General features: G+C 70.2%; 15 protein-coding genes. 7 read left to right on the forward strand and 8 right to left on the reverse strand.

Features of this window, described 5'->3' with window-relative positions:
- Positions 1-84: 84 nt before the first annotated feature.
- From hpt to dacB, 4 genes are read right to left on the reverse strand one after another with little or no spacing between them, the layout of a single operon-like run.
- The gene (gene hpt, locus BLT23_RS34210; RefSeq protein WP_030477529.1) at positions 85-633 is read right to left on the reverse strand and encodes a hypoxanthine phosphoribosyltransferase; all 549 of its coding nucleotides are present in this window, start codon (positions 631-633) and stop codon (positions 85-87) included.
- A 17-nt stretch (positions 634-650) separates the two neighbouring features.
- On the reverse strand, positions 651-1562 hold the full coding sequence (gene tilS / locus BLT23_RS34215; protein WP_090057717.1) for a tRNA lysidine(34) synthetase TilS: 912 nt from the start codon (positions 1560-1562) through the stop codon (positions 651-653).
- On the reverse strand, positions 1559-2602 hold the full coding sequence (locus BLT23_RS34220; RefSeq protein WP_090057719.1) for a zinc-dependent metalloprotease: 1044 nt from the start codon (positions 2600-2602) through the stop codon (positions 1559-1561). Before BLT23_RS34220 ends, tilS begins: the two co-directional genes overlap by 4 nt.
- A gap of 28 nt (positions 2603-2630) precedes the next feature.
- Positions 2631-4391, reverse strand: coding sequence for a D-alanyl-D-alanine carboxypeptidase/D-alanyl-D-alanine endopeptidase (gene dacB, locus BLT23_RS34225; protein ID WP_143036140.1), 1761 nt, complete (start codon positions 4389-4391; stop codon positions 2631-2633).
- Positions 4392-4931: 540 nt separating this feature from the next.
- On the opposite strand from dacB, the gene BLT23_RS34230 reads away from it, so the two are divergent.
- A complete protein-coding gene (locus BLT23_RS34230; RefSeq protein WP_090057725.1) occupies positions 4932-5438 on the forward strand; it encodes an inorganic diphosphatase in 507 nt (168 codons plus the stop codon).
- A 66-nt stretch (positions 5439-5504) separates the two neighbouring features.
- On the opposite strand, the gene BLT23_RS34235 is transcribed toward BLT23_RS34230, so the two are convergent.
- Together BLT23_RS34235 and BLT23_RS34240 are read right to left on the reverse strand one after the other, a co-directional pair.
- Positions 5505-7145, reverse strand: coding sequence for an MDR family MFS transporter (locus tag BLT23_RS34235; protein WP_090057727.1), 1641 nt, complete (start codon positions 7143-7145; stop codon positions 5505-5507).
- A gap of 2 nt (positions 7146-7147) precedes the next feature.
- On the reverse strand, positions 7148-7663 hold the full coding sequence (locus BLT23_RS34240; protein WP_090057730.1) for a MarR family winged helix-turn-helix transcriptional regulator: 516 nt from the start codon (positions 7661-7663) through the stop codon (positions 7148-7150).
- 177 nt (positions 7664-7840) lie between these two features.
- Between BLT23_RS34240 and BLT23_RS34245 the strand changes: the two genes are divergently transcribed.
- The 3 genes from BLT23_RS34245 to BLT23_RS34255 all read left to right on the forward strand — a co-directional run bounded on the left by BLT23_RS34245 (position 7841) and on the right by BLT23_RS34255 (position 10104).
- Positions 7841-8293: a DUF4442 domain-containing protein gene (locus BLT23_RS34245; protein WP_090057732.1), complete on the forward strand. Its 453-nt coding sequence runs from the start codon at positions 7841-7843 to the stop codon at positions 8291-8293.
- A gap of 100 nt (positions 8294-8393) precedes the next feature.
- The gene (locus tag BLT23_RS34250; protein ID WP_090057734.1) at positions 8394-9104 is read left to right on the forward strand and encodes an excalibur calcium-binding domain-containing protein; all 711 of its coding nucleotides are present in this window, start codon (positions 8394-8396) and stop codon (positions 9102-9104) included.
- A gap of 37 nt (positions 9105-9141) precedes the next feature.
- On the forward strand, positions 9142-10104 hold the full coding sequence (locus BLT23_RS34255; RefSeq protein WP_090057737.1) for a TIGR03617 family F420-dependent LLM class oxidoreductase: 963 nt from the start codon (positions 9142-9144) through the stop codon (positions 10102-10104).
- Here the strand turns inward: BLT23_RS34255 and BLT23_RS41120 are convergent.
- Positions 10086-10259 carry a hypothetical protein gene (locus tag BLT23_RS41120; RefSeq protein WP_176947059.1) on the reverse strand — a complete coding sequence of 58 codons (174 nt, stop codon included), beginning with the start codon at positions 10257-10259 and terminating at the stop codon, positions 10086-10088. The genes BLT23_RS34255 and BLT23_RS41120 overlap by 19 nt on opposite strands.
- Before the next feature lie 149 nt (positions 10260-10408).
- Here BLT23_RS41120 and BLT23_RS34260 point away from each other — a divergent pair, with 149 nt between their 5' ends.
- On the forward strand, positions 10409-11008 hold the full coding sequence (locus BLT23_RS34260) for an ArsR/SmtB family transcription factor (protein ID WP_176947060.1): 600 nt from the start codon (positions 10409-10411) through the stop codon (positions 11006-11008).
- Positions 11005-11733, forward strand: coding sequence for an SRPBCC family protein (locus BLT23_RS34265; RefSeq protein WP_090057739.1), 729 nt, complete (start codon positions 11005-11007; stop codon positions 11731-11733). Before BLT23_RS34260 ends, BLT23_RS34265 begins: the two co-directional genes overlap by 4 nt.
- On the opposite strand, the gene BLT23_RS34270 is transcribed toward BLT23_RS34265, so the two are convergent.
- On the reverse strand, positions 11709-12527 hold the full coding sequence (locus BLT23_RS34270) for an endo alpha-1,4 polygalactosaminidase (protein WP_176947061.1): 819 nt from the start codon (positions 12525-12527) through the stop codon (positions 11709-11711). The genes BLT23_RS34265 and BLT23_RS34270 overlap by 25 nt on opposite strands.
- A gap of 109 nt (positions 12528-12636) precedes the next feature.
- Between BLT23_RS34270 and BLT23_RS34275 the strand changes: the two genes are divergently transcribed.
- Positions 12637-13308 (forward strand): HNH endonuclease family protein, encoded by a 672-nt coding sequence (locus BLT23_RS34275; RefSeq protein WP_090057744.1) that lies wholly within the window; start codon positions 12637-12639, stop codon positions 13306-13308.
- Positions 13309-13325: the final 17 nt, after the last annotated feature.

A 13325-nucleotide genomic window follows, 5' to 3' on the forward strand; every position in this document is an offset into this window, starting at 1 on the left:
CACCCTCACCGGGGGGGACGGCCCCTTGGCCATTCTATCGCCCCACGACCTGCGGAAACGTCCGTTCGCAGATCTGTGGACAACTCAGCTCGAGTAGACCTTCGGGTCCAGCGTGCCGATGTAGGGCAGGTCGCGGTAGCGCTCCGCGTAGTCGAGGCCGTAGCCGACGACGAACTCGTTGGGGATGTCGAAGCCGACGTACTTCACCGGCACCTCGACCTTGACCGCGTCGGGCTTGCGCAGGAGCGTGCACACCTGCAGCGAGCGGGGCTTGCGCGACTGCAGGTTCTTCAGCAGCCACGAGAGCGTGAGCCCGGAGTCGATGATGTCCTCGACGATCACCACGTTGCGGTCGGCGATGTCGCGGTCCAGGTCCTTCAGGATCCGCACCACGCCGGAGGACGACGTGGAGGAGCCGTAGGACGAAACGGCCATGAACTCGAGCTGCACCGGAACGGGCAGCGCGCGGGCGAGGTCGGCCATGAACATCACGGCGCCCTTGAGCACCGTGATCAGCACGAGGTCGGAGTCACCTTCTGGGTGATCAGCCGCGACCTGCTTGGCGAGTTCGGTGACCTTGTCGCTGATCTCCTGCTCGGTGATGAGCACGGATGCGATGTCGCCGTCGTACACGGACAGGTCCCCTCTGCTTAAGATTGTGGTTCCACAACGAGCCTGCCATGCGCGCGCCTCGCGACAAAGCCGCCGGGTAGCCAGACACCGCCCTGACCGCGCCATTCACTCACCAGGGCATCCACGCGGCGCAGGTGCGAATCGGACAGTTCCGGCACGCCTTCCTCGATGAGCCACGACCTGAGCACTCTCCGTCGCAGTGCGACGGGCAGCTCGGCGATGTCGTCGACCGCGCAGCAGTCTCCGCTGAACGCCTCCGCGAGGGAGTCGAGTGCGTCACAGTCCTCACGGAGCTGGGCGGCCGTGCGGGCCAACGACGCCGCGACGCCGCCTTGGAGCACTTCCTCCAGCAACGGCATCACCTCGGTGCGCAGACGCACGCGGGTGAACGACGGGTCCGTGTTGTGCGGGTCTTCCCACACCTCGATGCCCTGCTCGGCGCACGCGGCGCGGGTGACGGACCGCCGGACGCCGAGCAGTGGACGGCCCCATGGCGGGTCGTAGGCGCGCATGCCCGCGATCGAGCGCGGACCGGAGCCGCGGCCGAGGCCGAGCAGCACGGTTTCCGCCTGGTCGTCGAGGGTGTGGCCGAGCAGCACGATGCCGCGTGCCGGTCTCAACGCGTCGTAGCGGGCTTTGCGGGCTGCCGCTTCCGGGCCGCCCGTGCCGGACACGGTGACCGTCTCCACCCGCGCCACGAGGCCGAACCCCGCGCACTGCGAGGCCGCGCGCAGCGCCACGTCGGCAGAGCCCGGCTGCAACTGGTGGTCGACGACGACCGCGGACGCGCCGGGCAGCAGCCTGCCCACGCACGCGGCCAGTGCCAGCGAGTCCGCGCCGCCGGAGACGGCGACGGTGACGGCGTCCGGGCGCACCTCGTCGAGGAACCTGCGGACGGCCGTCCTGATCTCGGCGACCGGTCCGTTCACGGTGCCACGCGGCGCAGCCAGCTCATCGGGTCGGCGATCTCCGCACGGGTCGGCAGGGTGTCCGCGGACGTCCAGATCGCGTTGAAGCCGTCCATGCCGACGCGTTCCACGACGTACTCGGTGAACTCGGCGCCCTCCGCGTACTGGCGGACCTTCGCCTCGACGCCGAGGACAGTGCGCAGCACCCGGTCGAGCAGGCCGCCGCCCTTGCGGCGCGCGGTGAAGCGGCTGCGGATCGTCGAGACCGACGGCACCACACCGGGACCGACCGCGTCCATCACGTGGTCCGCGTGGCCTTCGAGCAAAGTGGACAGTGCGATCAGCCGGTCCAGCACGGCTTTCTGCTGCGGCGACTGGATGAGGTCGATCAGGCTCATCGGGCCGTCGCCCTCGCGCAGCTTCTGCCGGAAGTCGCGGATCACGTCCGGCAGCGGCGCCCGCTCCTCGTCCATCGCGGACAGCAGGGCGGTGACCTGGTCGGAGAAGTACCCGCGCAGCCACGGCACACCGGTGAACTGCAGCCGGTGCGTGCACTCGTGCAGGCACACCCACATGCGGAAGTCGTCCGCCGGGACGTCCAGCGCCTGTTGTGCGCCGACGATGTTCGGGGCGACCAGCAGCAACCGCCCGGCGAGCTGGTCCTGCGGGCTGAACGGGTCGTACTGCCCGAGCACCCGCGAGGACAGGAACGCCATCACCACGCCCGCCTGCACTCCGGCCGTGCCCGCGAGGATGCTCGCCATCGGACCGGTCGGGCGGGTCATGCCGGGACCGGTCAGCGCGGCGAGGCCCTGGGCGGCGGCCCTGACCCACGCGGGACGGTCGACGACCTCACCCGGCAGCAGCGGCAGCCCCTGCCCGAGCCCGGTCAGCTCCCTGACGTGCACCTCGGCCTGCGGAGCGAGCTCGCGAAGCCTGCCGACGACGTGGTCGGCCTCGTCCTTGCCGATCACCGGGCCTGGTCGTACGAGCTTCACGGCGGTCGAAACCGCCAGCTCCCAGTCCACCGGGCCGAGCTCTGCCTCCGTCGCGCCGTTCACGGTTCCGACGCTACCTGCGCACGCCCCGCTACGAACAGCCACAGCCTCGCAACGCCGCCGCCAGCGCGTCGAGCGCGGGCCGCACCTCTGTCTCCGGGTTGCGGTCGCTGCCGGACATGAACGCGAACACCAGCACCCGCCCGTCGACGTCGACCACGACGCCCGCGAGCGCGTTCACGGCGGTGAGCGTGCCGGTCTTGGCGCGCACCCAGCCCTTGCCCTGCGCCGCGGCACCGGTGTAGCGACCGGCCAGCGTGCCGCTGCCGCCCGCGACCGGGAGCGACGTCAGCAACGGGCGGAGCATCGCGGTCCGCTGGTCGTCCAGGGTGGGCTCCGCCGCCACGGCGAGGACGTCGGTGAGGAGCTTGGCCGGGATCTTGTTGCTGGCGGAGAGTCCACTGCCGTCCACGAAGCTCGCGCCGGTGAGGTCGAAGCCGTGCTTGCCCAGCACGTCCCGCACGGCCTTCACGCCGCCCGCGAACGACGGCTCGTTGCCGGTCTTGATGGCGATCTCGCGGGCGATGGCCTCGGTGAGGACGTTGTCGGAGATCTGCATCATGTTGTCGACGAGCTGCTCGACCGGCGCCGACTTGATCTCGCCGAGCACCTGCGCGCCCGCCGGGGCGGTCCCGGCGGTGGCCGCGGGGGCGCCGAGGCGCTGCGCGAACGCGTCGGCCGCCGCCTGGCCGGGGCTGCCGGTGCGGGCGCCGTTGATGTTCGCCTGGTCGACCCGGCCGCCGTCGAGCATGAACGGCACGATCGGCGCGACCGAGCCGCCCGCGATGTCGGCCTGCTCCCACTGCGGCCCGAGCGCCTCGCCGGTGTAGCGGCTGAGGTCGAACTCGACCTTGGTGACCGGTCCCTTCTGCTTGACCTGGTTCACCAGGTCGTCGAGGGTCGCGGCACCGGGGTAGACGGACCGTCCCGGCACGCCGGAGATCGTGGGGTCGCCCCCGCCGACGATCACGACGGTGCCGGGTTCGGCACCCTGCACGACCTTGGTGCTCAGCTGGGCGGTCTTGTCCAGGCTGAGCAGGGCCGCGGCGGCCGTGAGGATCTTGAGGCTCGACGCCGGGGTCGCGGGCGTGGTGTCGCCCGCCTGCCACAGCGGGGTGCCGTTCGCGGGGTCGACGACGCTGCCCGTGAGCGTGCCGAGCGCGGCGTTGCCCAACGGACCCGCGAGCGCCTGCCGCACACCGGCCGCGGTCGGTGCCGGTGCTCCCGCGGTGGCCTCCTTGACCAGCGGCTGCACGGCGGCCGGTGCGGCGGGAGGCCGCGTCTCGATCGCCGCCGAGCCGTCGAGACGGGCGACCGCGTAGAGGGTGGCGCCCGCGAGCGCCGCCACGACCAGCACGGCGAGCCCGACCAGGAGCGGCTTGCGGTTCTTCTTCGGCTCCTCGGCGGAGAGGCGGTCCTCCGGCTCCTGGTCGTAGCCGGTGACGGGCAGGTCCTCGTGCTGCTGGGGCTCTGGACGCTGCTGCGGCGGCCGCTGCTGGTCGGACCGGGGCTGGTCCTGGCGCTGGAGCTGGTCGACGCGCATGGTCGCGGCGGCCCCCTGCTCCCGGCGCTGCTGCTGGTCCGGGCGTGGGGGCTGCTGACGCGGTTCGGGACGCTGGTCCGGGCGCGGGAGGTCTTGCTTGGGCTGCTCGAACCACGACTGCTCGCCGCCCATGGGCAACTGGTCGACGCGCGCCGTCTTCGCGTTGGCCACGTCCGTCTGGCGCACCACGCGGGTCCGGTCGCCTTCCGGCTCGACCACCGCCGCCGGCTGCCGGCGGCCGCCCTGCACGCGCACGGGCGTCGCGCGCGGCGGTTCGGGGGTGTTCAGCTCGACTGTCCTGTTCCCGGACTCGGCCGCGTTCCCGGACTCGGCGCGAGGTTGGCCTGCTTCCGGAGCAACCGGGCCGTGAGACTTCCCACCCGTTTTTTCACCCGAGAGGCCACCGGAACGCTTTTCTGAACCGTTTCGGAAGCCGGGTTCGCCATTTCGAGCGCCGGATTCCGCCGCACCGCCCTCGGACTTCCCGCGCACCGGCGAAGACCGCGGCGGCTCCTGTGTGGACGGTGCCGAGAGCACGGCCGCGACCGGCAGCCGCATCGTCGGCTGGTCCACGGACGTCCGGCTGACCTGCACCGTCGCCGCGGAAGACGCTCCGGAGGACTCGGTGTCGTCGTCCTCGGTCGGCCACTGGGGCTCGTCCGGCAAGAGGTCCTCCGTCTGCTCGGTACGGGCAATCTCACACCCTCGGGCCACGGCTCCGATGAGGGTTGACAGGGCGTCGTGGTCCACACTAGTGGGGTCACGAATGGGCTACATGAGCGAGGACCAGTGGAGTTCGACGTCCTGATCGAGATCCCCAAGGGCGTGCGCAACAAGTACGAGGTGGACCACAAGTCTGGTCGCATCCGCCTCGACCGCACGTTGTTCACGTCTACGCAGTACCCGGCGGACTACGGGTTCATCGAGAACACCCTGGGTGAGGACGGCGACCCCCTGGACGCCCTCGTCCTCGTCCAGGAACCGACGTTCCCCGGCTGCCTGATCGCCGCCCGCGCCATCGGCATGTTCCGCATGACCGACGAGAAGGGCGGCGACGACAAGGTGCTGTGCGTGCCGGCGTTCGACCCGCGCCACGAGCACCTGCGCGACATCCACCACCTGGCGGAGTTCGACCGCCTGGAGATCCAGCACTTCTTCGAGGTCTACAAGGACCTGGAGCCCGGCAAGAGCGTCGAGGGCGCCACGTGGGTGGGCCGCACCGAGGCCGAGGCCGAGATCAAGCGCTCCTACCAGCGCCTGAAGGACGCCGAGGCCAACGGCGAAGTGCACCACTGAACGGCACGCGAGAAGGCCGCCCTCCACTTGGAGAGCGGCCTTCTTCGTGTTCGGGGTGAGTACGGGTCAGACCGCGATCGTCTCCGCGTCCGCGACCCGCTCCAGGCCGGACCTGGTCGACAGCGGCTTCTCGCGCAGGAACCACACGAGCACGAACGCCACGACCATCACGATCCCGCCGGTGAAGAACACCAGGTCGATCGCGCTGGAGAAGCCGTCGAGGAACGGCTTGGCGAGCACCGGGTCGAGGGTCTTGAGGAACTCGGTGTTGTTGATGTCCACACCGGACCCGCCGTTCTGCAGCGACTGCGCGAACTCGGGGTTGCGCGCCAGCGCGGCCTGGTACGCCTCGGTCTGCAGCGCGGACCGCAGGCCGTCGGCGATCTTGTCGCCGACCGAGGTGAACAGGATCGACAGGAACACCGCGGTGCCGACCGTGCCGCCGATCTGGCGGAAGAACGTCGCGGACGACGTCGCCACGCCCATGTCGCGCGGTTCGGAGTCGTTCTGGATCGCGATCAGCAGCGTCTGCATGCTCTGGCCCAGCCCGGCGCCCATGACGAACATGTAGATCATGGTCTGCCAGGTCGGCGTGTCCGTGCCGATCGTGCTGAACAGGAACAACCCGATCGCCATCAGCCCGGCGCCGATGATGGGGAAGACCTTGTAGCGGCCGGTCTGCGAGGTGATCTTGCCGGAGATGCCGGTGGCCAGCATGATGCCGAACGTCATCGGCAGCAGCATCAGGCCCGCGGTCGTCGGCGAGACGCCCTTGACGATCTGCAGGTACAGCGGGATGGAGACCATGCCGCCGAACATGCCGATGCCGAGCACGAAGTTGATGACGTTGCCCAGCGCGAACGTGTGGTTGCGGAACAGCCTCATCGGCAGCAGCGCCTCGTCGCCCATGCGGCTCTCGACCCAGACGAACGCGGCCAGGCCGACGACGCCGATCGCGTACATGGCGAGCGAGGTCGCCGACGCCCAGCCCCACTCGCGGCCCTGCTCGGCCACGATCAGCAGCGGCACCAGGCCGACGGTCAGCGCGATCGCGCCGCCGAAGTCGATGCGGTGGTCGACCCGCTGGTGCGGGATGTTGAGCACGCGGCCCACGACGAACAGCGCCACCAGCGCGATCGGCACGTTCACGAGGAACACCCAGCGCCAGCCGGTGATGCCGAGGAACGAGTCCATGCCCGCGAACACGCCGCCGATGACGGGGCCGAGCACGCTGGCCGAGCCGAACACGGCCATGAAGTAGGCGGCGTACTTGCTGCGCTCACGCGGCGAGATGATGTCCGCCATGATCGCGAACGCGAGCGACATCAGTCCACCGGCACCGAGGCCCTGCACCGCGCGGTAGGCGGCGAGCTCGTAGATCGACGACGCGATGCCCGCGAGCAGCGAGCCCGCCAGGAACAGCGTGATCGCCGCGAGGTACATCGGCTTGCGCCCGTAGATGTCGGACAGCTTGCCGTACAACGGGGTCGTGATGGTGGCGGTGATCAGGTAGGCGGTGGTCGCCCACGCCTGCACCGTCTGGCCGTGCAGCTGGTCGGCGATGGTCTTCATGGCGCTGGCGACGATCATCTGGTCCAGCGCCGCGAGGAACATGCCCAGCATCAGGCCGGACAGCACCGTCAGGATCTGGCGGTGCGTCAGGGAGGTCCCTGGCGCGGGTGCCGCCGCGTCGGTCGTCTGTGACATCTCTAGCTTTCCCCTCCGGTGCGGTTCACCGTCGCGCGCTCGTTCCAGTACACGGGCATCGCCCGCTCGTAGTCCTGGACGAAGCGCTCGAACAGCTCCGCGAAGTTCTTGTAGTCCTCTTCGGGCCAGTCGGCGAACAACCACTCGATGGCCTCGTTGCGCTGCCGGCGCCGGCTCTTGATCAGCTCGAACCCCTCGGGAGTGACCGCGAGGACGCTGGCTCGGCCGTCCGCCGGATCAGCTCGCCTCTCCACGAGCCCGTCCTTCACCAGGCCGGCCACCTGCCGGCTCACCGTGGACGGGTCGGAGAGCACCGCCTCCGCGAGCACACTCGAGCGGCACTCCCCGAGACCGGAGAGCGTCGCGAGCAGCACGAAGGCGGACTTGTCCATGCCGTGCTTGGCCATCTGGTGCGACATCTGGGCCTGCATCTTGTTCAGCCGCACCATCGCCACACCCACGCGATCCGCGAGCTCGTGCTCGGGATCGACACCCGTGCAGCTGCTCGGATCGACCATGAGAAACACCTCGTTGCTTGTAGCACCCAACTAGTTGCTAGATACAAGCATCCATCCGGACCGGCCGATGCGCAAGTGAGTTTCAGCTCTCACTCCGGCGCGAAGTGGTACGAGCACTCCGGGTGAGTTGTTACCGGCGGGTAGCCCCAGGTGTTACCCGCCGGTAGCATCCGTCCCATGAGCCAGGACGTTTCGTTCGTCGCCGAGGCGATGAAGCAGGCGGTGCCGTACGTGAAGACGACGGGCATCGAGTTCGAGGAGGTCTCGGCCGGACGGGTCATCGCCTCGCTCCCCGACGACCCGGAACTGCGCAACCACATCGGCGGCCCGCACGCCGCGATGATGTTCGGACTCGCCGAGACCGCGTCCGGCGCCGTCGTGATGGCCTCGTTCGCCGAGCACCTCGGCAAGGCCACCCCGCTCGCCGTCCGCGCGGAGATCGCCTACAAGAAGGTCGCCATGGGCGTCGTGCGCGCCGAGGCAGTGCTCGGCCGCGCCGCCGAGGAGGTCCTGGCCGAACTGGAGTCCGGCGTGCGGCCCGAGTTCCCGGTGACGGTGACCATCACGAACGCCGAGGGCGTGACGACCGGCGAGATGACCGTGCTCTGGACGCTGAAGCCGGTGCGCTGAACGGCGCGTCCCCGTATTTCGGTTCGGTCTACCGGTGAACCGGCCCTGGTCGAATACGTAACCTTGGCCACACCGCCGATCTGCGGCACCATTCGGGGCCATGTCGGGGTGGAGAACGGTGGGCGGTGTCCTGCTGGTCGCGTTGACCGCGGGGTGCGCCGCTCAAGTGCAGCAGTCGAGGCCCGTCGCCGTGGAGAAACCGGCGGGGGACGTACCGGCCTCGACAACCGCGTCCGCCCCGCCCTCCCCTGCGCCGCTCATCGTCGCGTCGATCGTCGACGGCCGCGCCGTGGTGCTCTCCGACGGCACGAAGGCCGAGGTCGGCGGCCTGGCCGCGCCGGGTCCGTGCTGGGCGGAGGCGGCCACCCGCTTCGCCTCCAGCATGCTGCTGAACCAGCAGGTCCGCTTCGACCGGACCACCGGCGCGCTCACCCTCACCGACGGCACCGACTACGCGTTGCTCGCGCTGGGCAACGGCGCGGGCCGCACCGCCGGCTCCCCGACGCAGGCGCAGGCGGAGGCCGAGGCCGTGGCCCAGAACGTCCCGCTGGGGCTGTGGGGCCCGCCGTGCGGCGGCAAGGACGTCACCGAGGCACCTCCGCCTCCCCCGCCGCCACCGCCCGCTCCCGCGCCGGCCCTCACGACCACGAAGCGGCCGACCACCGCGCCCAAGCCGCCGCCGGTCTTCTACGCGACCTGCGACGACGCCCGCCGGGCCGGTGCGGCGCCGCTCTTCTGGGGACAGCCGGGCTACCGGGTCGAGCTGGACCAGAACCGCAACGGCATCGCGTGCGAGTCGAGGTACCGCTGAGCCCCACGTGGTTCCCGGCCCTCCTAACCTCTGGCGCATGAAGCTGGACACGAGCGCCGTCGACTACACCCCCGCCGACGCCGCGACCCTCGCGAAGAGCGCAGAGGACCGCGGCTACGACGGGTTCTGGCTCGCCGAGACGAAGCACGACCCGTTCCTGGCGCTGGCCGGTGCCGCCGCCGCGACCGGCCGGATCGAGCTGGGCACGGCGATCGCGGTGGCGTTCGCGCGCAACCCCATGACCGTCGCGGTCACGGCCAACGACCTCCGGCTGCTCACCGGCGGCCGGTTCAACCTCGGGCTCGGCTCGCAGGTCGAGGCGCACATCACCAAGCGCTTCGCCATGCCGTGGAGCAGGCCCGCCGCGCGGATGCGCGAGTTCGTGCTGGCGGTCAGGGCGATCTGGCACGCGTGGGAGACCGGCGAGCGGCTGGCGTTCCGCGGCGAGTTCTACACGCACACGGTGATGACGCCGTTCTTCGACCCCGGCCCGAACCCGCACGGCACCGCCCCGATCTACCTCGCGGGCGTCGGCGAGCGGATGACCGAGGTGGCGGGCGAGGTCGCGGACGGCTTCCTGTGCCACAACTTCACGACCGAGCGGTACCTGCGCGAGGTGACGCTGCCGGCGCTGGAACGCGGACGCGCCAAGGCGGGGAAGACGCTGGAGGGCTTCGAGATCAGCGGTCCGGTGTTCACCGCGACGAACGACGAGGAGATCGCCGACGTCAGGCGCCAGATCGCGTTCTACGGCTCGACGCCCGCGTACCGGCCGGTGCTGGACCTGCACGGCTGGGGCGAGCTGCACGAGGACCTGCACCGCCTCTCGCGGCGGCAGCGGTGGGCGGAGATGACCGAGCTGGTCTCGGACGAGGTGCTGCACGAGTTCTGCGTCGTCGGCACGCCCGAGACCGTCACCGGCGGGCTGATGGACCGCTACGGCGACGTCGTCACCCGGATCTCCCCCGTCGGCGGCGTGGTTCAGCGTCCGGGGAAGTGATGGAGGCCCTGCCGGGCGAGCTCCGCGTGGAAACCGGTGAGGCCCGCCCGCACTCTGGCCACGCCCCGCTTGCGCACCCACCTGCGTCTTCCGACGCGGGCCGCGACCAGGGCGAACGGCATGGCCGACACGGTCAGGACCAGCATCTCGATCATGTGCTTCTCCTCGCGAGGGGTGCGGATGGAGTAACGACCAGTTGAGACGTCGCTTACGTTCCGGCTCGCAACACCACCTGTCTGGAGCAAGCGTCACCGACAGCAACTCAGTTCTTGACTAATTTTGTTTTCGGTGCGACGGTGGGTCCATGTTCGAAGTGGCGGTGATCGAGGACCCGTCCGCGGCCGAGGTGTCGCTGGACCCGGTGCGGGCGAGACTGCTCGCGGAGCTGGCAGAACCCGGATCGGCGACGATGCTCGCCGCGAAGGTGGGCCTGCCCAGGCAGAAGGTGAACTACCACCTGCGCACGCTGGAGCAGCACGGCCTGGTGGAGCTCGTCGAGGAACGGCGCAAGGGCAACGTCACCGAACGCCTGCTGCAGGCGACGGCGGCGTCCTACGTCATCTCCCCGACCGCGCTCGCGGCCGTGCAGCCCGACCCGGCGCGGTCACCCGACCGGTTGTCCGCGCGGTGGCTGCTCGCGGTCGCGGCCAGACTGGTGAGCGACGTCGGCACGCTGATCACGGGGGCGGCCAAGGCGAAGAAGCGGCTCGCGACCTTCGCGCTGGACGGCGAGATCCGGTTCGCGAGCGCGGCCGACCGCGCCGCGTTCGCCGAGGAGCTCGCCACCTGCGTGACCCACCTCGTCTCCAAGTACCACGACGAACAGGCAGAAGGAGGGCGCCCGCACCGAGTCGTCGTCGCCCTGCACCCGAGCGCAGCACCGGCCAAGGAGGACGAGTCGTGACCCGCGAGTTCGAGATCAGCAAGGAAGTCGAGGTCGAAGGCACTCCCGAGCAGGTCTGGGACGCCATCGCGACGGGGCCGGGCATCGACTCGTGGTTCATGGGCCCGCACACCGTCGACGGACGCCTCGGCGGGCGCATGACGCTCGACCTGGGCTTCTTCCAGGAGTCCTCGACGATCACCGCCTGGGAGCCGGGCAAGCGCCTCGCCTACGAGAGCGACAAGGGCGAGGACGGCACGTTCCACGCGATGGAGTACCTGGTCGAGGGCCGCGACCAGGGCTCGACCGTGCTGCGGTTCGTGCACAGCGGCGTGCTCGCCGACGGCTGGGGCGACGAGTTCGTCGCCCAGCAGTCGAAGGGCTGGGACATGTACCTGTTCACGCTCGCCCAGTACGTCCGGTACTTCCCCGGCAGGCCCGGCACCTACGTGTTCGCGCAGGCACCGGAGGGCGCGGGCGACTGGTCCGCCCTGATGCGCGCCCTCGGCGTGCCGGAGGACGCGAAGCCCGGCGACGAGGTCACCCTCGAACCGATCGGCGTCTCCGGCGTCGTCGACTACCTCGTGGACGACGACCAGCACCGCTTCCTCGGCGTGCGTGGAACCGACGGCCTGTACCGGTTCCACGGCACCCACGCCGTCGGCCACCACCTGTTCGGCGACGCCACCGGCCAGGCCGAGAAGTGGCAGGCGTTCCTGGCTCAGGTCGTCGCGCAGGACTCGTAGACGTAGTCGGGGTGCCCGTACGGCACCACGTTCCGGTCGCGGCGGATCACGGAACCCCTGCCGCCGCGGTCGGAGCACGACTTCCGGAACGCCTCGTCGGTGTACTCGATCTCGTAGACCCGGTCGCCGAACGCCTCCGCGTACCGCCCGCACTCGTCGTTGGCCTGGCAGTCCTCGGTGATCGCGAAGTCGAACCCGATGTACTTGCGGCCGGAGTCACCCAGCTCGCCGCCGTTCTTCTGCGCCACGGCGAGCCCGTGCTCGTGCGCGTGCCGCACGAAGTCCTTCATGTACTCCTTGGTGGCGTTGATGTCGAACGCCCCGTGAGCGCGCGTGTGCGAGTCGAGGTTGTCCGCCTCGATCGCCTGGAAGCGCGAGGTCTTGCACTCCTGGATCCACTTCTTCTGGATCTCCATGATCCTGCCGCGCTTCTCGGCGGTGGAGATGTCGAGAATCCCCTCGTCCCACTCCGGGTCGATGGCCGGCTCGCCGCCGGGGGTCTTCACCAGCAGGTCGTCGTGGTGTTCCCGCCACCAGCTGAGGCTGCCGTCCAACGGGTCCGGCTGCGTCTGCAGGGCGTTGAGGTAGCAGACGTTGTAGCGGTCGCCGACCGGCAGCTTGCTCCGGTCCCGCACGACGATCTTGACCCGCGCCTCCGGCTGGTAGGCCCCGCCGATCTGGTAGTCGAACTTCCCTCCGGAGGGCGGCAGCTCGACCGGCGGCAGCTCGGGTTCGCTCGTACTGCAGGACGCGACGAGCAGGAGCAGGGCGGCAACCGCCGCGACTGGCTTCATGCGCGGCAGTCTGCCACTCGCGTCGTGACGAACCCGTCTGGCGAACGAAGGCACGCGGTTACGCCGTTGGGCGGCCATCGGCGCCGGTCACGACGGGTATCCCCGGCCCATGCGGTGGTTGCTGCTGATCCTCCTGCTGACCGGCTGTTCCGCGTTCCCCCTGCCCGCCACCACCACTGCCCAGGTGGACCGGGTGCCACAGGGAACCCTCGACGCCGCGACGGCCCGCGCGTCCCTGGCCGCGCTGCCGGTGAGCGCACCCGGCCGGATGGACGGCTACGTGCGCGACTGCGACGACGGCAAGGCGTGCGTCTTCGGCCAGCCGTGGTTCGACACCGACGGCGACGGCTGCGACCAACGCAGCCAGGTCCTCGCCCGCGACCTGACGAACGTCGAACGCAAACCCGGCCGCTGCGGCGTCCAGTCCGGCACGCTCGACGACCCGTACACCGGCACGCAGATCTCCGGCACGTCGAAGATCCAGATCGACCACGTGGTGCCGCTGGCGGCGATGTGGCGCAGCGGCGCGGCGGCGTGGACACCCGAACAGCGCGTGGCGGCGGCCAACGACCTGCGCAACCTCGTCGCCGTGTCGGGAAAGGTGAACCAGTCGAAGGGCGACAAGACACCGGACGAATGGATGCCGCCCAACGCGGGTTATGCGTGCTCTTACGGGCGGATCTACGTGACGGTGAAGGCGGCTTACGGGATGACGGTGACTCCGGCGGAACGGTCCGCTTTGGAGACCGCGCTCGCGAGCTGCGCGTCTCCCGCTACCTGACCAGTCTGTCCTGCGTG

This window comes from Lentzea fradiae (assembly GCF_900100955.1).
Taxonomy (GTDB): domain Bacteria; phylum Actinomycetota; class Actinomycetes; order Mycobacteriales; family Pseudonocardiaceae; genus Lentzea; species Lentzea fradiae.

Excerpts from the sequence above, each read along its gene's own strand:
- BLT23_RS34235 (WP_090057727.1), bottom strand. The coding sequence starts at position 7,145 with ATGTCACAGACGACCGACGCGGCGGCACCCGCGCCAGGGACCTCCCTG.
- BLT23_RS34240 (WP_090057730.1), bottom strand. The coding sequence starts at position 7,663 with ATGGTCGATCCGAGCAGCTGCACGGGTGTCGATCCCGAGCACGAGCTC.
- BLT23_RS34245 (WP_090057732.1), top strand. The coding sequence starts at position 7,841 with ATGAGCCAGGACGTTTCGTTCGTCGCCGAGGCGATGAAGCAGGCGGTG.
- BLT23_RS34250 (WP_090057734.1), top strand. The coding sequence starts at position 8,394 with ATGTCGGGGTGGAGAACGGTGGGCGGTGTCCTGCTGGTCGCGTTGACC.
- BLT23_RS34255 (WP_090057737.1), top strand. The coding sequence starts at position 9,142 with ATGAAGCTGGACACGAGCGCCGTCGACTACACCCCCGCCGACGCCGCG.
- BLT23_RS41120 (WP_176947059.1), bottom strand. The coding sequence starts at position 10,259 with ATGATCGAGATGCTGGTCCTGACCGTGTCGGCCATGCCGTTCGCCCTG.
- BLT23_RS34260 (WP_176947060.1), top strand. The coding sequence starts at position 10,409 with ATGTTCGAAGTGGCGGTGATCGAGGACCCGTCCGCGGCCGAGGTGTCG.
- BLT23_RS34270 (WP_176947061.1), bottom strand. The coding sequence starts at position 12,527 with ATGAAGCCAGTCGCGGCGGTTGCCGCCCTGCTCCTGCTCGTCGCGTCC.
- BLT23_RS34275 (WP_090057744.1), top strand. The coding sequence starts at position 12,637 with ATGCGGTGGTTGCTGCTGATCCTCCTGCTGACCGGCTGTTCCGCGTTC.